Here is a 20568-nt window from a genome sequence, read left to right on the forward strand (position 1 = left end):
CGCGCTGCGGCGCAGAGAGCACCCTCGATGGTAGTGCCGGCCGTTGGCCGGCAACCCCATGGACCTGCGGCCATCAATCAATTGCCGGCCAGCGGCAGGCAGTACCAAGGCAGAACCGAAGCGCAGTGCAGATCGTGTGCCGGCGCACAGAGCACCCGCGATGGTAGTGCCGGCCGCTGGCCGGCAACCCCATGGACCTGCGGCCATCAATCAATTGCCGCCCAGCGGCCGGCGCTACTCCTTCGGCGTTTGGCGCGGCTTGCGCGTGCGCTTCGGCTTTGCGCTATCCGCACCGCTGGCGGCGCCATCCTGCAGTGCCTGCAGCCAGGACAAGGTGTCCACGTAGTCGATGAAGTGGCGCAGGTAGCCGGGGCTGGTGGCCTGCATCGTGTCCAGCATGCGCTGCACCAGCACCGCCGAGTTCAGCGGGCCGCCGTCAGCCGGGGCCTCGGTGCGCAGGGAGCGGCGCACCTGCAGTTCGCTGCGCAGCTCCGTCCACTCGCGCTGCGCCTGCTGCAGCATCGGCACCTGCGGGTAATGCGGCAGCGAGCGCGACCCTGCATCAAGGTCGCGCACCAGTGCGCGCAGGCCTTCGAGCGCTGGCGACTTACTTGGCATCCGGGGCCTTGGGCTTGGGAATCGGCGCGATCTCTACGCGACGGTTGCGTGCGCGGCCTTCCTCATTGGCATTGGAACTGACCGGCTGCTCGCTGCCGAACGCGGCGGCGAACACGGCGTCCGCCGGTACGCCATCGGCGATCAGGGTGCGGGTCACGGTCAGCGAGCGCTGCGCCGACAGCTCCCAGTTGTCGGCGAAACGCCGGTTGCCTTCGCGTACCGGCGCGTCATCGGTGAAGCCGCTGACCATCAGGATCTCTTCGCGGCTGCCCAGGTAGGCGGCCAGCGGTGCGGCCAGGCTGCGCAGCAGCTCCTGGCCTTCCGGCTGCAGCTGGTCGGAGTTCAGCGCGAACAGCACGCTGCCGCTGATGCCGATGCGGCCATCCACCAGCGTCACGCGACCGGCCGCCAGCGGGCCCGCCAGCGCCTGTTCCAGGGTCTGCAGACGCTTGGCTTCGGCCTGGCGCTGTTTCACTTCCTGGTCCAGTCGCTGCGACAGCTCCAGCTGCACGGCGACCACACCGACCAGTATCAGCACGAACGCGCCCAGCAGCACCGACATCAGGTCGCCGAAGGCTGCCCAGATCGGGGCATGCGAACCGCCGTCGACCTCCAGCTCGTCGCTCATGCGCTGCCGGCCTTGCCGCGGCGCGCGGCCAGCTGCTGCAGTTCTTCCATCACCTGCTTCTGCGACAGCAGGCTGAGGTCGACCACCTCGCGCGCCTGGGCTACGTAGTAGGCCAGCTGCTCGTCGCTGCGGGCCAGCGAGGCATCCAGTGCGCAGCCGATCTGTTCCAGGCGGCCGGACAGCTCGGTGGCGGCACTGCCGAACTGCGCGACCGCTTCGCCGAACGTGCCGGCCAGCTGGCCCACTTCGGCAGCGCTGCCGTTGAGCGCTGCGGCAATGCCATCCAGCTTGCCGGTCTCTGCGGCGATATGGTCGGTGAAGCGATTGCCAACCCGCTCCAGCAGCTCGGCCGAGCCACCGACCAGTGCGTCCACAGCGGTGCGCTGCTCGTGCGAAGCGTGATTGATCGCATCCAGCAGGGTCTGCACGGTGGCCAGCAGGCGGCCGCGCTCTTCCAGCATCGCGTTGTCACGCACCAGGCTCTCGGACAGCGTGCTGCGCAGCTCGTTGATGACGTCGGCAGCAGCCTTGGGCGCGGCCGCGGCGGTCTGCAGCAGGGTAGACACTTCAGCCAGCGTGGCGCTGGCCTGCGCGCGACCGTTCTCGCCGATCTGCTGTGCGGTGGCCGCCAGGGTGTCGCAGACCTGCTGCTGCTGCGCAGCCAGGTGTTCGCCGTTGGCCTGCAGGCGCTCGGCCAGGTCGCTGGAAACGTGCTGCAAGGCTTCGCTCCAGCGCTGCAGGCGCTGTTCGTCGCCGGCCTGCAGCTGCGCCTGCAGCGCGGCGTGGGCCTGCTGCAGCTCGGCGCTGATCGCGTCCCAGCGCGCCTGGCGCTGCTGCTCGCGGCTGTCCAGGCCAGCCTGCAGTTCGGCGTGCGCGGCCGCGGCAGCGGCCTGCGCGGCCTGCCACTGCTGCGAACGCTGCAGTTCGTGGTCCTGCAGCAGCGCCTGGCTGGTGCTGTGGTGCTGCTCCAGCGCCTGTAGCAGCGCCTGCGCGCGCGCGTCCAGATGCTCGCTGGAGGCCAGCAACGCCTGCTGCTGGCGTTCGACCAGCGCGCTGTTGAGTGCCTGCTGCTGTTCGGCGGCGGCGCGCCATGCCTCGGCATTGCCGCGGGCATCGGCCTGCAGGCGCTCGCCGATACGCGCGACCAATGCTTCGGCGTGCGTGCCCTGGCCATCGCTGAAGGCCTGCAGGTGCTGGCGCAGATCACTGACCAGCGCCTGTTGTGCCTGGGTCTGCTCGCTCACCACCTTGGCCCAGCTGGCCTCGGTGGCGACGCGGCTGCGCTCGAAACCCTCGCTCAGGCCGGCCAGCTGCTGCTGCACGGCCTGCTCGACGCGGGCATGCAGTGCTTCGCCGTGATGGGCCAGGCCAGCCAGGGTGGTTTCGGCCATCGGCTGCAGCGCACCACCGATGGCGGCGGCGCTGGCTTCGGCACCTTCGCGCAGCGACTGCTGCAGCGAGACGGCCAGGCGTTCCTGCAGGGCCTGGCTCTGGGTCAGGAACTCGGCCTGGCCGGCCAGCAGGCGCTCATTGGCGGCCGCACTGTGCTGTTCAAAAGTGCTGGTCATCGCCTGCAGGCGGTCGACCAGCGCCGGCAGCGCCGCAGACTGTGCCTGCAGCAGGCGCAGCGATTCGGCGCGCTGCCAGGCCTGCGAGTACGGATGCAGGTCGCCGGCAATGGCGCGGTCCAGCTGCTGCACGGCCTGCAGGCGGTCACGACGCAGCAATGCCGCCAGCAGGCCGAGCATGGCCGAGCTGGCCACACCGGCGATCGAGGTACCGAATGCCACCGCCAGGCCCTGCACCGGCGAGGCCAGCGAGCCGCGGATCGCGGCCATGTCGGTCGCACTCTGCAGCGCCAGGCCGGTGCCACGCAGCGTGTCCATCATGCCCAGCAGGGTGCCGAGCATGCCCAGCAGCACCAGCAGGCCAACCAGGTATGGGGTCAGCACCGGTGCGGGCAGGGCGGTGCGCTCGCCTTCCACGCGCAGGCGCACGGCGTTGCGCAGGCCCAGCGGCACGCGTTCCAGCCAGGCGGCGAGGCTTTCCTTCGCGCTGGACAGGTCGTTCAGCGCGCTGCGCAGGCCGTTGCTGGCCTGGCGGTAGCGATACAGCTCCACGCCACCGGCGACGTAGCAGGCCGCGATGATCGCCGCCACCGCTGCACCCAGCGGATGCACCGAAACGTAGCCAATGCCGATCCAGCACACGGCCAGCAGGCCGACAAGGAAAACAACGACATGGAAAGCAGTTCTGGACATGGTGTTCCGGTCAGTGGGAGCGCAGGGCGTCTTGCAGCCCTTCGATCGGGTGGAAGCGCAGCTGCAGCTCGGCGAGCAGCAGGGTGCGCATGTCATGGCGGAAGGCCGCGCGCCAGCCGGGCTGGCCGTGCACGCGTTCAAAACGGGCGCCGAGCACCGCCGGCGCCGTGGCCAGCAGGCTGTGCTCGCGCGGGGTGAGGGTCTGTTCCATCACCGCATCGACCTCGGCCAGCCGCGCCAGCTCGGGTGAAACCTGCACCAGCTGGTCGCGCAGGCGGCCGCGCAGGCGCCCGGTGGCAGTCTGGATGGCCTGCTGCAGCACCCGATAGCGCTGGCGCAGCGAGGCGAAGTTGGGTACAGCGGCGGCTTCGGCCAGGTCCAGCAGGCGCTCGGCTTCGGCATCCTCACTGATCGAGGCCAGCAGGCTGGCGTGCGCCTGCGCGCAGTCGGCCAGCACATCCTCGAGCGCTTCGGCGGCTTCACCGGGCTCGGGCAGGCGTCCGCCGAGCGCCCCGGACAGGGCCACGGCGCGGCTCCAGTCCACCCACTGGCCGAGGCGATCGGTCAGGGCGGGACTGGTGGCCGGCATCGCGCCGTCGCTGAGACGGGCGAGCAGGCGGAGGTACTCCGGTCCACCCAGGACCGGCTGCGCTGCGTTCGCCATCAAGGGGTGAGGGGCCAAAAACCGTTGATTTTACAACCAGATGACCCGGCCTGGATGAAGGCGGGGCCGGGGGGAGGGGCCCGCAGGCGCGACAAGGCTTAGAATGTCCGGCTGCACCCATCCGTTCGACCCCTGGAGTTCCCCAATGACTGTTGCGCAGTTCTACCCGATCGGCACCCCCGGACAGCCTTGGGGCGACGCGGAACGCGCACAGTGGCGGGCCCGCCAGCAGCGCCAGCGCAGCTACCACGACGATGTGGTGGCCGCGCTTGAACGCCTGGACGACAGCTTCGATGTGATCCAGTACGGTCAGCTGGACTACGCGCCGGACCATTACCCGCTGTTCGCCGTGGTCAACCACGACTGGAACCCGGCGCTGCCGACCGCGCTGATCACCGGCGGCGTGCACGGCTATGAGACCAGTGGCGTGCATGGCGCCCTGCAGTTCCTGGAACAGCAGGCCGAGCGCTACCTGGGCCGGCTGAACCTGATCGTGGCGCCGTGCGTCAGCCCATGGGGCTACGAGCGCATCCAGCGCTGGAACCCGGATGCCGTCGACCCGAACCGCAGCTTCCGTGACGGCGGCCAGATTGAGGAAGCCGCCGCGCTGATGCGCTGGGTGGCCGAGCGCAAGCCGAACCTGCTGGTGCACCTGGACCTGCACGAGACCACCGACAGCGACCTGCACGAGTTCGATCCGGCCCGCTGCGCCCGCGACGGCAAGCCGTTCGAGCGCGACACCATTCCGGACGGCTTCTACGTGATCGGCAACAGCGAGGATCCGCAGGGCGAGTTCCAGAAGGCCCTGATCGCCGCCGTCGCCCCGGTCACCCATATCGCCCCGGCCGACGCCGAGGGCAACCTGGTCGGCCTGCCGTTGCAGTCGCCGGGCGTGGTCTGGGGCGAATCGCGTTCGATTGGTGCCTGCGCCGGCTTCACCGATGCACGCTTTGCCACCACCACCGAGGTCTACCCGGACAGCCCGCGCACCAACCCGCAGGAATGCAACGACGCCCAGGTGGCGGCGGTATGCGCCGGCCTGGATTTCGCCCTGGCCGCACAGTAACGCGCCACGTTCCGGGCGGTGACCGGCATCAGCCGGTGCCGCTTGGCCGGCGCGGTGGCGAGCGGCGCGCCGGTCGTCGCCCGGCAGCCGGCGAAGACATCCAGATCGCGCTGGTACACGCTGCTGCTGACACCGAACAGGCCCAGCAGGGAATGGAAGACATTGTCGTGGCTGTAGGCGCGGCGCAGCGCATTCCCACGCAGGCAGGCCATGTCCAGGCCCGCGTTGCGGCTGAACTCCGTTGAGAGCCACATCACCATCGGCACCTGGGTCTGTTCGCGCGGGGCGATGAAGTAGGGCGTGCCGTGAAGGTACATGCCGCGTTCGCCGAGCGACTCACCATGGTCGGAGACATAGATCAGCGCAACGTCGCGGTGGTCCGAATAGCCCTGCAGCAGGTCGATGGTCTCCGCCAGCACCTGGTCGGTATGCACCAGGGTGTTGTCATAGGTGTTGACCAGTGCCTCGTTGCTGCAGTGCTGGATCTGGTTGCTGTCGCAGGTCGGGCTGAAGGCCCGCGACGCTGCGGGATACCGTTCAAAGTAGGTCGGCCCATGGCTGCCGAGTTGATGCAGCACGACCAGGGCATCGCCGTGGATGGCGTCGATGCGTGCGCCGAGCTGATGCAGCAGCACGTCGTCGTAGCAGGTGCCGTCGGCGTTGACGCACCGGCCGGCCACCTTGAGTGCGGGCATGTCCTCGGTCGGCACGCGCTCGCACACGCCCTTGCAGCCGCCATTGTTGTTGTTGCGCCAGAGCACGCCGACGCCGGTACGCTGCAGGATGTCGAGCACGTTCTCCTCGGTCGCCGCGCGGACGTCGTCGTATTGCTGGCGGGTCATCTGCGAGAACATGCACGGTACCGAAATCGCCGTTGCGGTTCCGCATGAGGAAACATCACTGAAGCTGATGACGCCATCCTTGCGCGAGAGCCGGGGATTGGTCGCGCGTGGGTAGCCGTTGAGCTGGAAGTTCTGTGAACGCGCGGTCTCGCCGACGACCATGACCACCAGCTTCGGGCGCGGGCCCGGAACGCGCCGCGCGTCCGTGCCGATTGGGCGCAACGGTTGCTGGCGGGTGCTGTAGAGGCTCTTCAGGTAGCCGTGGGTATGGCGCACCACGTTCAACGGCAGTACCTGGTCGCGGATGTAGCGGTTGTTGCGCAGCAGCGAGGAGTAGTCCTTGTAGAACGAAAAGCCGATCACCAGCAGCACCACAAGCGACGCCAGGACGTTGGCCGGCCACACCAGCAGCGAACGTATCGAACCGGCCCCGCTGGTGGTGCGCACCAGGGCGAGCCCGGCAGCGGGCAGCACGCCCAGCGCCAGCAGGGTCAACAGCAGCGGCAGCGACAGATAGGCGTTCAGTTCGGCCTGATTGGTCTCGAACACGTTCTGCACCATGCTGCGATCGATCAGCACGTTGTAGTGCAGCATGAAGTAGCTGCACGCGGCGCTGACGACAACGAGCAGCACCAGCAGCGGCCTGCGCAGGAATGGCAGTGCCAGCAGTGGCGTCAGCAGCAGGTTGAACAGGCAGAACAGCAGCGGCGGCAGGCTGGCCAGGAACAGCATGCTGCGCAGGCTGTTGAGATCGATCAGCCCCCAGAGCGTCTTCCAGAGGGCAATGTTTCCAATCGTGGCGAAGAACAGTGCGGCGGCCCAGACCAGAACGATTGGATGGGACCGCGGGAAACGGAGGCATTGACGCACGAGCAGGTTCCGCGGAACAGGAGTGCGCGCAGTATCGAAACGGCCTTATCAGGAAGTTGTCAGGATTGCCGGGCTAGCCCAGCAGGATCACGCCCCACACCGCACCCACCATCAACAACGCGGTGGTCTGCGCGGCGCTGCCCATGTCCTTGGCGTTCTTGGACAGCGGATGCTTCTCCAGCGAGATGCGATCAACCACGGCTTCAATCGCCGAGTTGAGCAGTTCCACCAGCAGGCTGATGAAGCAGACCGCCAGCACCAGTGCCCGCTCGACCGTGCTGATGTCCAGCACGAACGCAGCCGCCATCAGCAGCGCGTGCAGCAGCAACAACTGGCGGAACGCCGCCTCGCCGCGAAAGGTGGCGATGAAGCCATCGCGCGAATGGATGAGGGTGTGGAAGATGCGGCTCAATCCGGTCTTGCCGTGCGGGTACTTGCCGCTGTCCTTGGGGTGCTGCATGCCGTCTCCAGAGCGGGGGAGCAGCCCGGAGCATGTGCAGCCCGATGTCAGGAATCCGTCAGATGCGGGAGGCGGGGCCAGCGCAGGGTGAACCGGCACCCCTGCCCGGAGGATTGCACGGTCATCGTCCAGCCCAGGTGCTCGACGATGCGCTGCACGATCGACAACCCCAGCCCCTCGCCGCTGTGCGCGCCACCCGGCGCGAAGCGCTGGAACTGCCGTGGGTCGATGCTGGACGGCAGGCCGGGTCCGGTGTCAGCGACGATGAGTGCGGTGTCGTGGAGGGTGATTCGCACCTCGCCGCTTTCGGTGTACTGGCAGGCATTGCGCAGCAGATTCCAGATGATGCTGTGCGCCAGATCCGCGTTGGTGACCAGCACGGCGTCATGCCGGGCATCAAACGCAACGGTCACCGGCTTGCCGGAAAGCCAGGGCTGGCAGCGCTCCATGCAGGATTCGAGCAGCGGACGCAGGGCCACCGCGTTGCGCGGCACGGCGCCGGGGGCACGCGAGAGCAGCAGCAGGCAGGTCAGCTGGCGCTGCATCTCCTGGGTGGTACGCAGGATGCGTGCCGCGCTGGGAACCAGGTGGCTGTCGGCCGGAAGCTGGCAGGCCAGCGTTTCGGCAGCACCGCCGATGATGGCCAAGGGCGTGCGCAGCTCGTGGCTGGCATCGCCGCTGAAGCACTGCTCGCGATGCAGGAACCGTTCGAGCTCGTCACTATGGCGGGCAAAGGCGCGCGCGAGCACGCCGATCTCGTCGCGTGCGTCCTGGTAGGGAAAGGGCTTGTGGCCGTCCTGCACCGCATCGGCCAATCGTGTGATGGGCGCGATGACGTGGGTAGCGACCTTGCGGCCGATGAGGAAGGCGCCGAACACGCAGACCGAAATGACCAGTGCCGCAAAGGCATTGATCAGGTGTTCCAGATAGCCATAGGGTGCGGCGTCCTGCAGCAGGTAGTAGCGTTGGCCACCACTGTCGAACACACGCAGGTGCCACTCGTTGGGCGCCTCTTCGCCGTGGTAGCCCGGGCCGTATTGGCGCAGCACGACAGGCACGTCCTGGGCATCGAACAGCTGGGTCCCTGGTGGCAGGGCGGGGCGTTGGCCACGATCCAGCGCGGCCTGCAGCCTTTGCACTTCGCCGTGCTGGGTCCGTGCGACGACAGCAGTCCGGACCTGGTCGTAGTCGACCTGTTCGGCCAGTACGATGAAGCCCATGGCACCGGCCATCAACAGCACGAACGAGATCGTGATGCGGGTGCGCAGGCTCAGGCGGCGGTAGAGGGAGGCAGGGCTCACGCCTGCATGCGCCAGCCGACGCTGTGCACCGTGGTGATCAGCGCGGTGTCGAAGCTGCGGTCCACCTGCAGGCGCAGCTCATGGATGTGGGTTCGCAGCGCGCCGCTGTCCGGTGGCTCGTCGCCCCAGACCAGGTATTCCATCTCCTGCTTGCGCACCACGGCGGGAGCTGCACGCACCAGGCACATCAGCAGCTTGTGCGACGTGGGCGTCAGCGCAATGCAGCGGCCTTGCCGCCAGGCCTGTGGCGAGCGCGTGTCCACCTGCAGGTCCTTCCACGCCAGCACGCTCTGGACCTGGCGTCCCTGTGCCCTTCGTACGAGGGCCTTGATCCGTGCATCCAGTTCCACCAGCGAAAACGGTTTGACCAGGTAGTCATCCGCGCCCAGGGCCAGGCCCTGCACACGGTCTTCGACCGGATCGCGCGCGGTCAGCATCAGGATCGGCACCGGGTTCTGGAACTCCTGGCGCAGCTTCTGGCACAGCGTCATGCCGTCCAGGCGCGGCAGCATCAGGTCCAGCAGGATGGCGTCGTAGTCGTGCTGCGTGGCCCGGCGCAGGCCACTGGCGCCGTCGCGCGCGTCGTCCAGCACGTAGCCGAGCGGTTCAAAGAAGGCATACAGGTTGGCAACCAGCTCGGGGTTGTCTTCGATGATCAGCAGGCGGGTCATGGCATGCGTCCTTGCGCGTGGCCGAACTCTGCCCGATCGATGGCCGAATGCCAATGCCCTTGCTGAATGGATCGCGGCCTGGGTTCGGCCCGGTCAAGCGACGTTCAATCGCCCGGGCTGCGTGAATCGCGGATCGAGTAGATCACCGAGAAGATCTTCCAGCCCTGCTCCGTGCGGACCAGCTGCCACATTTCCTTGCCCCAGTTGGTCTTCACCCCATCGTCGTGGAAGCTGTAGTCAAACGAGACCGAGGCCACATCGCCGTCCGTCTCGATCTTCGTGTTGGAGAACTTCTCCTCCTTCGGCTTCGGCGAGGCGACCGCCCCGTCGATCAGCGCGATGAAGTTGTTGGCGGGAATCTGCCGTGCCTTGATCGCATCGGGCTTGGCCTTGCGGATGTCCTGCAGGCGCACATCCTCGGAAACGAACTGCCAGCCGATGTCTTCCGGTTTATCAGAGAAGAACAGGCCCATGTAGGTCGGCTTGTCCTTGTTGATCAGCGAGGTGCGGAACGCTTCGACCACCTGTTCGATCGCCTTGACGTCGGCGGGGGCGTCCTTTGCGGCGTGGGCCGGCAAGCACGCCGGGAGGAAAAAGGCGAGGGCAGCGAAGCGTGCACGTGCGTTGGGCATCATGGGGTCCTGGGGAGGAATAGGGTGGCGCGGGCGCATCACCGCGCGTAGGTTCGCCAGAAGAGCACGTGGTCTTCGGTCCTGTTGATGGCGACGAAGACTGATTTTCCGGATTCGGGCGCGCAGCGAAAGACGCGGTACGACGACTTGAGCGTCCCGTCGCCCGGCCACCAGTATCGATCGAACGCAACAGGATCGCTGCTACTGAATGTCGTTGCCTGGCAATCCGCAGGCAGCTGCAGTGACACCGCAGGGGGTTTGGTGAAGGCCAGCGCGCTGGTGCTCGAGTCGAGGTCATGTACCTCCCGCAGGTCGGTCGCCGCTTGCGGCACCCAGCCGGGAATCCATCCCTTGTTCACCATGTCGGAATCGAGCGCCTCGCGCAGCGTGTCGAACGAACTGTCCATAACCAGGCCGCAGGCGCATAGCACCGTGCAGGCCGCCAATGGAAAGGCAGATCGCAACTTGATCCAGGTGGTGGGTGGAAACATGGTTCCTGCTACCCCGGGGAATACCGTCCGACCTATCGGGTCAGTGCGTCGAACAGGCGATTGCGGTCCGCATCGCTCATCGACCAGCTCTGCCCGAGCGGGGCCATGCGCACGGATTCGGTCTGGCCACAGGCCCGGTACTGCCAGGTTTCCGAGCCATCGGGCTGGGCGGCCACGTCGATGCCGTCCAGGCGCGCGCACTGCAGCCGAGCCAGCACCATCGGTGCAAAGTGCAGCATGTAGTGCTGCACCCGGTCGGCCGGCATTGCCGTGCCGGAAGGCAGCGGGTGGGCCGGGCCGTACTCGGCGAGCAGGCCAACGCAGGTCGCTGCGACGGACAAGGTATTGCGACCGAAGGCGCGGGAGGCATCCCGCTCCACACTCTTTCCCAGAGTCCTGCCTTCCTTGCTGCTGGCATAGGCCTCGGCGGCCTGCAGTTGCGCGGCGTCGAGTGTCGACAGCCAGTGCTTGCGGCCCTCCTGCAACTGCAGTTCCAGGCCGGGCAGGCTCTTCTGGCAGCGCGCGGCGATCGCCTGTGTCTGCACGAAATCCTGCCCACGATCGCCCGGCATTGCGGTCGCTGTTGCGGCCGCTGTTGCCGCCGCTGGGGCAACAGCCAGGGCCATGCAGGCGATCACCAGATTCCGTCCCATTCCATTGCGCATCCTGCACCCCATGGAGAGTTTGACGGCGCACGCTAGCACGGATGCCGGGCGCTGCAACAGGCCCGCGTGTCGAGGTTTGACGTTGAAGAAGGTCTGCGCGGATGATGCGCGGGCGCGCGGCGCAGGAGGGGATCTGTCAATGAGGACACTGATGTGGGGGCTGGTCGGGCTGTTCGTGGCGTACGTGGCCGGTTGCTCGGCGATCTCGGCGTGGCATTCCCACGCGCTTGCCTCGGTCTCGGTCGGGGCGAGCAGGGCCGAGGTACTGCGGGCGCTGGGGCACCCTGACGTGGTGGAGCACGCCGGTGCTCCCTTTACCCGCTATGCCAGCCGTGGATGCAGTGGTCGCTGTGCGCAGCGATGGTGGTATGAGAACCGGCTGCGCCTGGATACCCAAGCCTGGTCGGTAGAGCTGGATGCTTCCGATCGCGTGCTCGCAACGTCGCGCTGGACATCACCGTAGAAGACCGCGACGAGCGCATGCGTATCCATCGACCTTTCATCTTCATCGCAAGCCTGGCCCTGATGGCGTGGTGCGGGCTGATGGGCGTACTGGTGCTCATCCATGGCTTCAACGAGCACGGCCTGCGCTGCGGCAGGCTGTGCTCACTGGAGACCTCCATCCGCCTGCTCTTTGGTGATCGGGGATTCGAAATACTGGTGGCGATGGGGCTATTTGCCACAGCGCTGATGTGCGGGTATATCGCGCTGCGGGAGGGCCTGCATGGCGGGCCGCGGAGGCGGGCGGGGCGCCGTGGGCGCAGACACCGCCGACCGGGGCGGCCCCGGTCGTAAGGTGTCTGCACCGATGTAAATCGCTGCGTGTGCGGACGCTGCAGGTCGCTTCAGCGATGCAGGGCGTCGATGATCAGCCCGGTGGCGATCTCCACCAGCAGGTACTCGTTATCGGACTGGCGCACCCAACGCCGGTCGCGGCCCGGTTCGCGCAGGTCATAGCGCGCGTAATCGTCTACCCAGTAGCGGCGGTCCACTTCGGCCCACGGCAGGCGCTCGCCACGTCGCCAGGCCTTCTTCTGCCAGCCCGGCGGCGGCGCATCGCGGTTATGCGGGCCGCCCGCATGCGGCGGCGGGCCGTTGCCGCGGGCGTGGTGCGGCGGATCGGCGAAGGCGGGGGCCGCAGCCAACGCGGTGGTGGTGGTCAAGGCGATGGCAAGCAAGCGTGTGGTCTTCATGGAGATGCCTCCGTCATGGCCGCAGCATGCGGCGCTGTGGCGGGAATATAGGGCAGTCAGTGTGAATGAATACGGGTGTAGGCGGTACATTCCTGAACAGACGGCGCGGCCTGCAGCCGCTGCCAGGCAACGGGTCACTGGACCCCGCCCGGGGCTGAATCTGTTGCAGCCCAGCCTCCACCCAACGACAGGAAAAGATCCATCTGCCGGTCAATGCGCTCCGCGCGCGAGACGGCCAATGCGGACTCCGCATCTGCCAGCGCGGCCTGGGCCGAAAGCAGGTCGAGAAAATCGATCCTGCCGAAACGGTAGAGCTGCTGCGCCTGCCCGGCGGCCCGCGCTGCATCCCCACGCGCCTGCGCCAGGCTGCGCTCGCGTTCAAGCTCCTGCGTGCAGGCAGAAAGCGCGGTCTCGGTCTGCCGCAGTGCCTGCAGCACGACGCCGTCAAAGGACGCGAGCGCGGTATCTGCGTTGGCACCGGCCGCTGCGATGCGGGCCTTGGCCACGCGGCGGTTGGGCCAGTGCCATGACAGCACGGGACCGATGCCCGCACCGAAGCCGTCGGCCGACAGCAGATGCGCCGGTGTGCCGGCCACGCCCGAAGAGGCGCCCAAGGTGATCTGCGGATAGAGACCCGCCGTCTCGACACCGATCATTGCAGTCGCGGCGGCCAGGCTGCGTTCGGCGGCACGTATGTCGGGGCGCCGCTGGAGCAGCTGCCAGCCATCACCGACCGGCAGCGCCTGCTCCAGCTCAGGGGGCTGGGGGCAGGCTTCGGCCTCCCTGGGATAGTCCGCCGGGAGCCTGCCCATCAATGCGGCCAGTTCGAACAGTGCGGCCTGCCGTTCCGCCAGCAGGTGCGGTATCGCCGCCGCGCTGCGATTGACGGCGGCACCGGCACGGCTGACATCGAAGTCCGTTCCGCGCCCGCCTGCAGCCAGGCGTCGGGTTGCGTCCAGGGTGGCGCGCTGCACCGCCAGCACCTGCCGGGTTGCAGCGAGCGTGTGATTGCGGGTGCACACCTGGAGATAGGCACGGGTGACGGCCGCAGCGACGACCACGCGGACCTGGTCGCGTGCCGCAGCAACCGCCTCCGCGTCGGCGTTGGCGGCTTCGATGCCGCGGCGGATGCCGCCTGCAAGATCCAGTGGATAGGAGAGGTGAAGGCCGAGCGCATACGACTGTGGCGCGGCCGATGCCTGGGTGTAGCCACCGGCATGGGTGAGCGTGCCCGATGCATCCACGTCGGCCTGTACGGCACCGCGCGCGCGATACTCCAGCACGGTAGCGCTGGCGCGCCGAAGGTTGGCATCGGCGGCGCGCAGGTCGGTATTGGCCGCCAGTGCTTCGCGTACGTAGGCGTCAAGCTGACGGTCGCCATACAGGTGCCACCATCGATCCGGTGGCGCGTCGTGGCTGAACGATGCGTCCTGGCCTGAGACGAACGCCCGCGCAGCCTGTTGTGAAGCTGCGATGGCGTTCGCAGGCAGGTGATAGTCGGGGCCGGATACGCAGGCCGTCAGGGGCAGCAACAGGGCAAGCAGCCCACCACGTACTGTCCGCACGCTCACTTGCAGGCTCCCGGTGCCGAGGGCGTGATGGTCACACTCGCAGTGCGACCCACGATCAGGCGCGTATCCGGCGGCGCATCATCGATGCGGATGCGTACCGGGATGCGCTGTGCCAGCCTCACCCAGGTATAGGTCGGCGCCACGGCCGGCAGCAGGTTGTGCGTGCTTGAGCGCTGATCGTCGGCAATGCCGGCGGCGATGCTGTCAACGTGTCCGCGGACATCGCGGGTGTCGCCCATCAGCCGCGCCACGGCGGCATCGCCCTCGGTGATGCAGCCCAGCTTGGTTTCCTCGAAGTAGCCCTCGATGCGCAGGCTGCCGGTGTCGATCAGCGCCAGCGCCTGCGCGCCCGGTTGCAGGTAATCGCCCGCATGCAGGTCCAGGTTGGTGACGATGCCGTCGGTGCTCGCGCGCACCTCGGTGCGTTGCACGTTGAGCTGGGCAACGCGCTGTTCGGCCCGTGCCTGCGCCAGGGCGGCCAGCTCGGTGTCGACCTTGGCCGCATTGCGTTCGCGTGTCTCCGAGGCGACCAGGTTGCCCAGTGCGTTGTCCCGCGTCGATTCGCGGCGGGCCAGCGCCAGCGTCGCGCGTGCGCTGCTGACCGCTGCGTCGGCCTTCTCAAGCGCGGCAGCCAGGCGTGGCTGATCCAGCACCAGCAGCAGTTGTCCGGCGCTGACCCGCTGGTTGTCGTGCACCAGCACCTGGGTGACCAGCCCCCCCATGTCCGACGCAACGCGCACCACATCGGCGCGGACCCGTCCATCCCGCGTCCACGGGCGTGTTTCGTAACGCTTCCAGATGGACAGCGCGGCGACGACAGCAATCGCGAATACAACCAGCGTAGCGCTCCAGCGCCCGATGACAGCAAGCAGGTGTTTCATTTCATTTCTCGAGCAGGGGCGAGAGCCGGATCATCAGCTCCGCCAGGATCACGAACAGGGACAGGCCCACCAGTGGTCGCGCGGCGAACAAGCGGTACAGACCGAGACTGGCGAGCAGGCGCGAGGTCAGCATCGACAGCGCCAGCGCGGCGGCGGCCACGGCGAGCAGGCCGGGGATCAGCACGCCATCAATGGAGAGATCAGAAAACATGAGTTCAGTGCCGAAGGGTGAGAGCAGGCGCCAGCAGGTCGCGGCGCAATCCGCAGAGCAGGTGCGACAGATGCTCACGATCATCCCCGCTGCTGGCCACTGCTGCCTCGCGCATGCGGTCGAGCAGTTCCAGAAGATGGGCGTCGGCGCTGCGTGGCGCGTGGGCACGAACCCTGAAATGTGCGGCGACGCGTTCGATCAGCGCCGCATGAAGCACCCGGACCTGCGGGTTTTCCTGGCACTTGTCCAGTGCGCGGAGTTGGTCGGATGCACGTACCGCACGCACGTCCGCAAACAATGCCCGCAGGTCGTCTGCGGCACTGGAACCGCCCCGCAACCGGGGAGCGAGCAGCCCGATTCGATCCAGCATGCGGCTGAGCCAGGCCCGGGCCACGCCACCTTGTCCGGCGGCGTGTCGTGCGATATCCCGACGGATCGAACGCTCCAGCCGTGCGCGGTTGCGGCCCGCATCGGCGGTCTGGAACAGCTGCATGCTGCACAGTGCCACTGTCGTACCCACGAACAACGCTACGCTGTTGTTGAGTGCGCCGACGATGTTGACCGTATTGGTCGCGCCCAGTCCCGCGATGAGCGGAAACGTCAGCACCACGCCCAGGGCAGCCATGATGAAGGGAGGCCGGGCCAGGAACGATCCGCACAGCAGCAGCGCAGGCGCCAGCGCGGCAATCAGGCCGACGACATCGGACAGCGCGGGGAAGATCAGCAGACCGTAGAGCAGGCCGACGGCAACGCCGATCAATGACCCCACCAGATAGCGCATGACATGCGGCGCAGGCGCTTCGATCGTGCCGAACAGCACGCACGCCGTGCCGATGATGGACACCGCCGTCGCGCCCTCCGACCAGCCGGTAACGATCCACAACACGCAGCTCAGCAGGATGCCGACGAACGCGCCCAGCGCGCTGCGCAGGGCAAGCCGATGATCCCGGTGAAGTACCGCACCCTGCGTATGTCGCGCAAGGCGGGCAGGTACATGCCGGCGCCAATCGGGGCGGGCGGTGTGCAGTTGCGCCTGCAGCACGCGGCAGTCGGCGTGGGCCAGGTCGAGCTCGGCCTGTTGCGCGACCAGGCTGGCCCGCAGCAGATCGCGCCAGCCCCTTGCATCCATTGCGCTGGCCTGTGGTGAACGCAGCCGGGCGATGGAATCTTCCACCGCGCTGGACAGCATCAGGACGTCCAGCATCCGGTCATGCAGGGCACGCAGGATCTGCACCTGGGCCACGCCTTGGGCACTGTCGAAGGGCAGGTGGATCGACAGCACATGCAGTTCGAGCAGGTCAGCTGCCACTTTCGAGCGGTCCGTCGCCAGCACCGTGTCCGATGCACCGGCGCACATGTCGCGCGTCCATCGTTCCGCGTCATCCAGCACGGCAGCAACCCGCGCGTGCACGCGCATCGAGACCCGGCGCGGCAGCACCAGCGTATGTACCAGCGTTGCGGCCAGGATGCCGATGGCGATTTCCTGCACCCGCGTGATGGCAATGGTGAACACGTCTCCCGGCACCATCACCGCAGGAAAGCCGATCAGGCTGGTGGTATAGCCGGCCAGCAGGAACGCATAGGCACGCGGCGTGCGGTCGAGCATCGCCAGGTACAGGCACAGCGCCATCCAGGTGGCGAGCGCGGCGCTCAGCACCAGGGGTGCATTGGCGAAACGTGGCACCAGCACGACGGTGGCGACGGCCCCGCCCACGGTACCGAGCAGGCGGAACAGGCCGCGGCTGAGTGTTGCCCCGGACAGGGGCTGCGACACCAGATAGACCGTGCCGATCACCCAGAACGGGCGATTCAGGCCGATCCGCAGGGAGACATACAGCCCCAGCGACGCGGCGAGCAGGCATTTGAGCGAGAACAGCACCGCCTCCTGATCGGTCCTGAGGGCAGGGCTTTTCAACCGGGCGAATGCCTGGAACACGTGGGGACGGGCAGGAGTGGGGGAGTGCATGCGGCTCATGCTAGTGATCGGCCGCACCGGCGAATTTCGCTACAATGACAACCAATCGCTAAAACCGGCCAATGTGAGAATGGCTCGCATTTCGCTCCCCGGCTTTGACCTGGACCCTGACGAGACCGATCGCCCGGCGGTTGCCAGCCGCCTGCAGGTGGCCGAGCACGACGCGGAAATTCCGGTGCATGAGCACCGCAAGGGTCAGCTCATTCTTGCGCTGCATGGCGCGGTGACCTGCGAAGTGGCCAATGCGCTGTGGATCGTGCCGCCCCAGTGTGGCGTCTGGATTCCGGGCGGCATGCCGCACAGCAACCGCGCCACCGCCAACGCGCGCCTGTGCTACCTGTTCGTCGAGCCCGGCGTCGTCGACCTGCCGGCGCAGTGCGTGACGCTGGCCATCTCGCCGATGCTGCGCGAGATGATCCTGCACCTGGCCGACGCGCCGCTGGACTACCCGCATGGCAGCCACACCGACCGGCTGGCGCGGGTGTTGCTGGACGAACTGGTGCAGATGCCGGCCGAGCATCTGTCGCTGCCGGTCAGCCATCACCCGAAGGTGCGGGTGTTGGCGGCGGCGCTGTCGGCGGATCCGTCAGACCGCAGCACCATCGGCCAGTGGGCCGTGCGCCTGGCCCTGGGCGAGCGTACGTTGACCCGCCTCATCGAACGGGAAACGGGACTGTCCTTCGGGCGCTGGCGGCAGCAACTGCACCTGCTCATCGCCATTCGGGAACTCGCCGCCGGTGCACCGGTACAACGCGTTTCCGAGACGCTGGGCTATGAGTCGGTGACGGCCTTCATCACGATGTTCAAGAAAGCGCTTGGCCTTTCCCCGGCGCGGTACTTTGCGGTGCGCCTGCGTGGGCAGTAGCCGGGGACAGCCCGGGAAGCTCCTGCCTGGAACAGCTACTTCGAGGTGCCGGAGACCGATTGAATCGCGGCCACCACCGCAGCAGGAACTTCGCGCTGGAGGGTGTGGCCGGTTGCCAGGTAGCGGTGCGAGCCGCGCGTGAATCCCGAAAAGAGCAGGGCGTGCTGTGCTTTCCAGAGTGCCTTGCCCTCTGCGGTTTCCTCGAAGAACAGCGGTTCGGCAGCCAGCTGGGTTGCAGTCAGCAGCGCTACCGGCACGTCCGGCATCGTGCGCGGGGTTTCCGCACCGGGTGCATCCAGCTGTTCGGTCAACACGGCGTAGTCGGCGGCCATGGCCGGCGGCAGCATTGCCCGCAGCTGGGCGTCGTCTGCCTGCACGCGTGCACTGTCGGCCTGCTTGAACGCATGGCGCTGCCCCATCGTGGCCGGGTCCACCAGCACCAGGCCCTGCAGGCGCTCCGGTTGGCGGCGTGCAAACTCCGTGGCCAGCAGGCCGCCATAGGAATGACCCACCAGCACCACGCGGCGACCGGGGGCGAGCGTATCGATCACGGCCGTGAGGTCGGCCAGATGCGCATCGCCGACCGGCCAGGTGCAACAGATCACCGAGCCCGACGGCAGCAGCGTTTCCTATGTCTACGATGCGGCGCTGCGCTTGACTGATATCGAGGACAACGTAGGCAACACGATTCACTACACGCTGGACAACGCCGGCAACCGCCTCAAGGAGGACACGCTGGATACCGGCGGCACCCTGCGCCGTACCCTGGCACGGACGTTCAACACGCTCGGCCAGCTGACCGCGCTGAAGGACGCAGGCAATCACGCCACAGGCTTCGCCTACGATGCCAACGGAAACCCGCAGACGATCACCGACGCACTGCAGCGCGTGACCAGCCAGCAGTACGACCCGCTGAACCGCCTGGCGCAGACGCTGCAGGACGTCGGCGGCGTCGCGGCGGAGATCCGCAGCCAGTACAACGCGCTGGACCAGGTCACCCAGGTCACCGACCCGAAGGGCCTGCATACCACCTATGCCTACAACGGTTTCGGTGATATGACCGGGCAAGTCAGCCCGGACAGTGGCGCCAGCAGCTTCACCGTGGACGCCGCCGGCAATCGCAAGACGGCTACCGATGCGCGTGGCGTCACCGCCACCTATCACTACGATGCACTCAACCGCCTGATCGGTATCGCCTACCCGGACCCCAATCTGGACGTGGGCTACAGCTATGACGTGGCGCCTGCTGCGTGTACCGCCGACGAGCGTTTTGCCAAGGGGCGCCTGGGGCAGGTGCTGCACGCCAATGGCAGCACCCAGTACTGCCATGACCGTTTCGGCCAGGTCACCCGCAAGGTGCAGACCGTCAATGGTGTGGCCACCACCCTGCGCTATGCCTACAGCAAGTCGGGTCGCTTGACCGCGCTGACCTACCCCGACGGCAGCGTGGCCGACTACGTGCGCGATACCCAGGGCCGCATCACTCAGATCGGCCTCACCCGCCCCGGCCAAGCGCGCCAGATCGTGGTGAACAACGTGACCTACGCGGCCTTCGGCCCGGCGACGGGCTGGACCTATGGCAATGGCCGCCAGCTGCAGCGTCCGCTGGACTTGGACTATCGCCCGCAAGCGGTGCATGACCCGGCCGCGGGCGGCCTGTCACTGGGCTACGGCTATGACCCGGTCGGTTCAATTACCGAGCTGAAGAACGGCACAGGCTCGACGGTGCTGGCCAAGTACGCCTATGACGCGCTGGGTCGCCTGACCCAGACCCAGGACGGCACGACCGGCACGCCGATTGAAACCTATGCCTACGACGCCACCGGCAATCGCACCGCGCTGACCACCTCGGCAGGCACCGCCAGCTACACCTATCCCGCAACCAGCCACCGGCTGACCGCCGTGGACGGCGAAGCGCGCAACCATGACGCAGTGGGCAACACCACCAGCATCGGCGGCAAGACGTTCATCTACAACGATGCCAACCGCATGAACGCGGTGAAGCAGGGCAATGCCGTACTGGAAAGCTACGGTTACAACCACCGCGGTGAACGCGTTCTGCGGACCCCGGCCGGTGGCGCAGCACTGATCACCCTGTACGACGAAGCAGGGCAGTGGCTGGGCAACTACTCGGCCACAGGCCAGGCGGAGCAGCAGGCCATCTGGCTGGACAACTACCCGGTGGCGTTGATCAACATGCCGGCTACCGGCGTGCCGGAACTTGCCTACGTGCAGCCGGATCACCTGGGCACACCGCGCGTAGTGATCGACCCGGCGCGCGATGTGGCGATCTGGGAGTGGAGCAACAAGAGCGAAGTGTTCGGCAACCAGATTCCGAGTACCGACCCGGATGGTGATGGAGTAGCGTTCGAGCTGGCGCTGCGCTTCCCGGGCCAGCAGGCCACGGATGCGAGTGGGTTGTTCTACAACTATCAGCGGGAATACGACCCGGCGGTGGGGCGGTATTCGCAGAGTGATCCAATTGGATTGGAGGGTGGGATTTCCACCTTCTCATATGTTGGCTCTCGGCCAACCTTCTCGATCGATCCGCAGGGGCTTCAGGTTATCGGAAGCCCAAGGGAGATGGCCAATCCCCTCGATGAGTCCCAGGCAAGAATGTTGCTTCCATGGGTTGCGGACATGACTCCAGGTGTCGGGGACGTCAAAGGCATTTACGAAGCATGTGAGAACCCAACGCCGGGC

At 67.2% G+C, this 20568-nt stretch carries 20 protein-coding genes and 2 pseudogenes; 5 read left to right on the forward strand and 17 right to left on the reverse strand.

Annotation, left to right across the window (positions count from 1 at the left end):
* Window positions 1-234: 234 nt before the first annotated feature.
* The 4 genes from E5790_RS18745 to E5790_RS18760 are packed head-to-tail and all read right to left on the reverse strand — an operon-like array spanning window position 235 to window position 4171.
* Window positions 235-618, reverse strand: coding sequence for a DUF2894 domain-containing protein (locus E5790_RS18745; RefSeq protein WP_111205413.1), 384 nt, complete (start codon window positions 616-618; stop codon window positions 235-237).
* Entirely contained in the window at window positions 608-1246 is a 639-nt protein-coding gene (locus tag E5790_RS18750; RefSeq protein WP_005409939.1) for an OmpA family protein, read from the reverse strand. The genes E5790_RS18745 and E5790_RS18750 overlap by 11 nt, the downstream gene beginning before the upstream one ends.
* Window positions 1243-3507, reverse strand: coding sequence for a DUF802 domain-containing protein (locus tag E5790_RS18755; RefSeq protein ID WP_111205414.1), 2265 nt, complete (start codon window positions 3505-3507; stop codon window positions 1243-1245). Before E5790_RS18755 ends, E5790_RS18750 begins: the two co-directional genes overlap by 4 nt.
* 10 nt (window positions 3508-3517) lie before the next feature.
* Window positions 3518-4171: a DUF3348 family protein gene (locus E5790_RS18760; RefSeq protein WP_111205415.1), complete on the reverse strand. Its 654-nt coding sequence runs from the start codon at window positions 4169-4171 to the stop codon at window positions 3518-3520.
* Window positions 4172-4316: 145 nt separating this feature from the next.
* Between E5790_RS18760 and E5790_RS18765 the strand changes: the two genes are divergently transcribed.
* Window positions 4317-5237: a M14 family metallocarboxypeptidase gene (locus tag E5790_RS18765; RefSeq protein ID WP_111205416.1), complete on the forward strand. Its 921-nt coding sequence runs from the start codon at window positions 4317-4319 to the stop codon at window positions 5235-5237.
* On the opposite strand, the gene E5790_RS18770 is transcribed toward E5790_RS18765, so the two are convergent.
* The 7 genes from E5790_RS18770 to E5790_RS18800 all read right to left on the reverse strand — a co-directional run bounded on the left by E5790_RS18770 (window position 5141) and on the right by E5790_RS18800 (window position 11157).
* A complete protein-coding gene (locus E5790_RS18770; RefSeq protein WP_111205417.1) occupies window positions 5141-6949 on the reverse strand; it encodes a phosphoethanolamine--lipid A transferase in 1809 nt (602 codons plus the stop codon). The two genes, E5790_RS18765 and E5790_RS18770, sit on opposite strands and share 97 nt — an antisense overlap.
* 73 nt (window positions 6950-7022) lie before the next feature.
* Window positions 7023-7409 carry a diacylglycerol kinase gene (locus E5790_RS18775; protein WP_014647409.1) on the reverse strand — a complete coding sequence of 129 codons (387 nt, stop codon included), beginning with the start codon at window positions 7407-7409 and terminating at the stop codon, window positions 7023-7025.
* 47 nt (window positions 7410-7456) lie between these two features.
* Window positions 7457-8710 carry a HAMP domain-containing sensor histidine kinase gene (locus tag E5790_RS18780; protein ID WP_111205418.1) on the reverse strand — a complete coding sequence of 418 codons (1254 nt, stop codon included), beginning with the start codon at window positions 8708-8710 and terminating at the stop codon, window positions 7457-7459.
* Complete coding sequence (locus E5790_RS18785; RefSeq protein WP_014647407.1) at window positions 8707-9381, reverse strand: response regulator transcription factor; 675 nt, start codon at window positions 9379-9381, stop codon at window positions 8707-8709. Before E5790_RS18785 ends, E5790_RS18780 begins: the two co-directional genes overlap by 4 nt.
* A 104-nt stretch (window positions 9382-9485) precedes the next feature.
* Entirely contained in the window at window positions 9486-10016 is a 531-nt protein-coding gene (locus tag E5790_RS18790) for a nuclear transport factor 2 family protein (RefSeq protein ID WP_049439415.1), read from the reverse strand.
* Window positions 10017-10051: 35 nt separating this feature from the next.
* Complete coding sequence (locus E5790_RS18795; RefSeq protein ID WP_049439417.1) at window positions 10052-10504, reverse strand: hypothetical protein; 453 nt, start codon at window positions 10502-10504, stop codon at window positions 10052-10054.
* 32 nt (window positions 10505-10536) lie between these two features.
* A complete protein-coding gene (locus E5790_RS18800) occupies window positions 10537-11157 on the reverse strand; it encodes a hypothetical protein (RefSeq protein WP_111205419.1) in 621 nt (206 codons plus the stop codon).
* 151 nt (window positions 11158-11308) lie between these two features.
* Here E5790_RS18800 and E5790_RS18805 point away from each other — a divergent pair, with 151 nt between their 5' ends.
* Together E5790_RS18805 and E5790_RS18810 are read left to right on the forward strand one after the other, a co-directional pair.
* Window positions 11309-11632, forward strand: a complete 324-nt coding sequence (locus E5790_RS18805) for a hypothetical protein (protein ID WP_026347011.1) — start codon at window positions 11309-11311, stop codon at window positions 11630-11632.
* A 17-nt stretch (window positions 11633-11649) separates the two neighbouring features.
* Entirely contained in the window at window positions 11650-11964 is a 315-nt protein-coding gene (locus E5790_RS18810) for a hypothetical protein (RefSeq protein ID WP_049439423.1), read from the forward strand.
* A gap of 50 nt (window positions 11965-12014) precedes the next feature.
* On the opposite strand, the gene E5790_RS18815 is transcribed toward E5790_RS18810, so the two are convergent.
* The 5 genes from E5790_RS18815 to E5790_RS18835 form a co-directional block, all read right to left on the reverse strand.
* Window positions 12015-12362, reverse strand: coding sequence for an RcnB family protein (locus tag E5790_RS18815; RefSeq protein ID WP_049439424.1), 348 nt, complete (start codon window positions 12360-12362; stop codon window positions 12015-12017).
* A 134-nt stretch (window positions 12363-12496) separates the two neighbouring features.
* Window positions 12497-13933 carry an efflux transporter outer membrane subunit gene (locus E5790_RS18820; protein WP_111205420.1) on the reverse strand — a complete coding sequence of 479 codons (1437 nt, stop codon included), beginning with the start codon at window positions 13931-13933 and terminating at the stop codon, window positions 12497-12499.
* Window positions 13930-14814, reverse strand: a complete 885-nt coding sequence (locus E5790_RS18825) for a biotin/lipoyl-binding protein (RefSeq protein ID WP_046431015.1) — start codon at window positions 14812-14814, stop codon at window positions 13930-13932. Before E5790_RS18825 ends, E5790_RS18820 begins: the two co-directional genes overlap by 4 nt.
* A 1-nt stretch (window position 14815) precedes the next feature.
* Window positions 14816-15025, reverse strand: coding sequence for a DUF1656 domain-containing protein (locus E5790_RS18830; protein ID WP_014647401.1), 210 nt, complete (start codon window positions 15023-15025; stop codon window positions 14816-14818).
* Window positions 15026-15029: 4 nt separating this feature from the next.
* On the reverse strand, window positions 15030-16991 hold the full coding sequence (locus E5790_RS18835) for an FUSC family protein (protein WP_229653706.1): 1962 nt from the start codon (window positions 16989-16991) through the stop codon (window positions 15030-15032).
* Window positions 16992-17070: 79 nt separating this feature from the next.
* Between E5790_RS18835 and E5790_RS18840 the strand changes: the two genes are divergently transcribed.
* Window positions 17071-17865, forward strand: coding sequence for a helix-turn-helix transcriptional regulator (locus E5790_RS18840; RefSeq protein ID WP_049439428.1), 795 nt, complete (start codon window positions 17071-17073; stop codon window positions 17863-17865).
* A 35-nt stretch (window positions 17866-17900) separates the two neighbouring features.
* Here the strand turns inward: E5790_RS18840 and E5790_RS18845 are convergent.
* Window positions 17901-18443 (reverse strand): annotated as a pseudogene (locus E5790_RS18845) (alpha/beta fold hydrolase); the annotation flags it as partial.
* A gap of 1 nt (window position 18444) precedes the next feature.
* Between E5790_RS18845 and E5790_RS18850 the strand changes: the two are divergent.
* A pseudogene (locus E5790_RS18850) lies at window positions 18445-20397 on the forward strand (RHS repeat-associated core domain-containing protein); the annotation flags it as partial.
* Window positions 20398-20568 lie beyond the last annotated feature (171 nt).

The organism is Stenotrophomonas sp. PAMC25021 (genome assembly GCF_004795795.1).
GTDB lineage: Bacteria > Pseudomonadota > Gammaproteobacteria > Xanthomonadales > Xanthomonadaceae > Stenotrophomonas > Stenotrophomonas muris.

Excerpts from the sequence above, each read along its gene's own strand:
- E5790_RS18745 (WP_111205413.1), bottom strand. The coding sequence starts at position 618 with ATGCCAAGTAAGTCGCCAGCGCTCGAAGGCCTGCGCGCACTGGTGCGC.
- E5790_RS18750 (WP_005409939.1), bottom strand. The coding sequence starts at position 1,246 with ATGAGCGACGAGCTGGAGGTCGACGGCGGTTCGCATGCCCCGATCTGG.
- E5790_RS18755 (WP_111205414.1), bottom strand. The coding sequence starts at position 3,507 with ATGTCCAGAACTGCTTTCCATGTCGTTGTTTTCCTTGTCGGCCTGCTG.
- E5790_RS18760 (WP_111205415.1), bottom strand. The coding sequence starts at position 4,171 with ATGGCGAACGCAGCGCAGCCGGTCCTGGGTGGACCGGAGTACCTCCGC.
- E5790_RS18765 (WP_111205416.1), top strand. The coding sequence starts at position 4,317 with ATGACTGTTGCGCAGTTCTACCCGATCGGCACCCCCGGACAGCCTTGG.
- E5790_RS18775 (WP_014647409.1), bottom strand. The coding sequence starts at position 7,409 with ATGCAGCACCCCAAGGACAGCGGCAAGTACCCGCACGGCAAGACCGGA.
- E5790_RS18785 (WP_014647407.1), bottom strand. The coding sequence starts at position 9,381 with ATGACCCGCCTGCTGATCATCGAAGACAACCCCGAGCTGGTTGCCAAC.
- E5790_RS18790 (WP_049439415.1), bottom strand. The coding sequence starts at position 10,016 with ATGATGCCCAACGCACGTGCACGCTTCGCTGCCCTCGCCTTTTTCCTC.
- E5790_RS18795 (WP_049439417.1), bottom strand. The coding sequence starts at position 10,504 with ATGTTTCCACCCACCACCTGGATCAAGTTGCGATCTGCCTTTCCATTG.
- E5790_RS18800 (WP_111205419.1), bottom strand. The coding sequence starts at position 11,157 with ATGGGACGGAATCTGGTGATCGCCTGCATGGCCCTGGCTGTTGCCCCA.
- E5790_RS18805 (WP_026347011.1), top strand. The coding sequence starts at position 11,309 with ATGAGGACACTGATGTGGGGGCTGGTCGGGCTGTTCGTGGCGTACGTG.
- E5790_RS18810 (WP_049439423.1), top strand. The coding sequence starts at position 11,650 with ATGCGTATCCATCGACCTTTCATCTTCATCGCAAGCCTGGCCCTGATG.
- E5790_RS18815 (WP_049439424.1), bottom strand. The coding sequence starts at position 12,362 with ATGAAGACCACACGCTTGCTTGCCATCGCCTTGACCACCACCACCGCG.
- E5790_RS18825 (WP_046431015.1), bottom strand. The coding sequence starts at position 14,814 with ATGAAACACCTGCTTGCTGTCATCGGGCGCTGGAGCGCTACGCTGGTT.
- E5790_RS18830 (WP_014647401.1), bottom strand. The coding sequence starts at position 15,025 with ATGTTTTCTGATCTCTCCATTGATGGCGTGCTGATCCCCGGCCTGCTC.
- E5790_RS18835 (WP_229653706.1), bottom strand. The coding sequence starts at position 16,991 with ATGCACTCCCCCACTCCTGCCCGTCCCCACGTGTTCCAGGCATTCGCC.
- E5790_RS18840 (WP_049439428.1), top strand. The coding sequence starts at position 17,071 with ATGGCTCGCATTTCGCTCCCCGGCTTTGACCTGGACCCTGACGAGACC.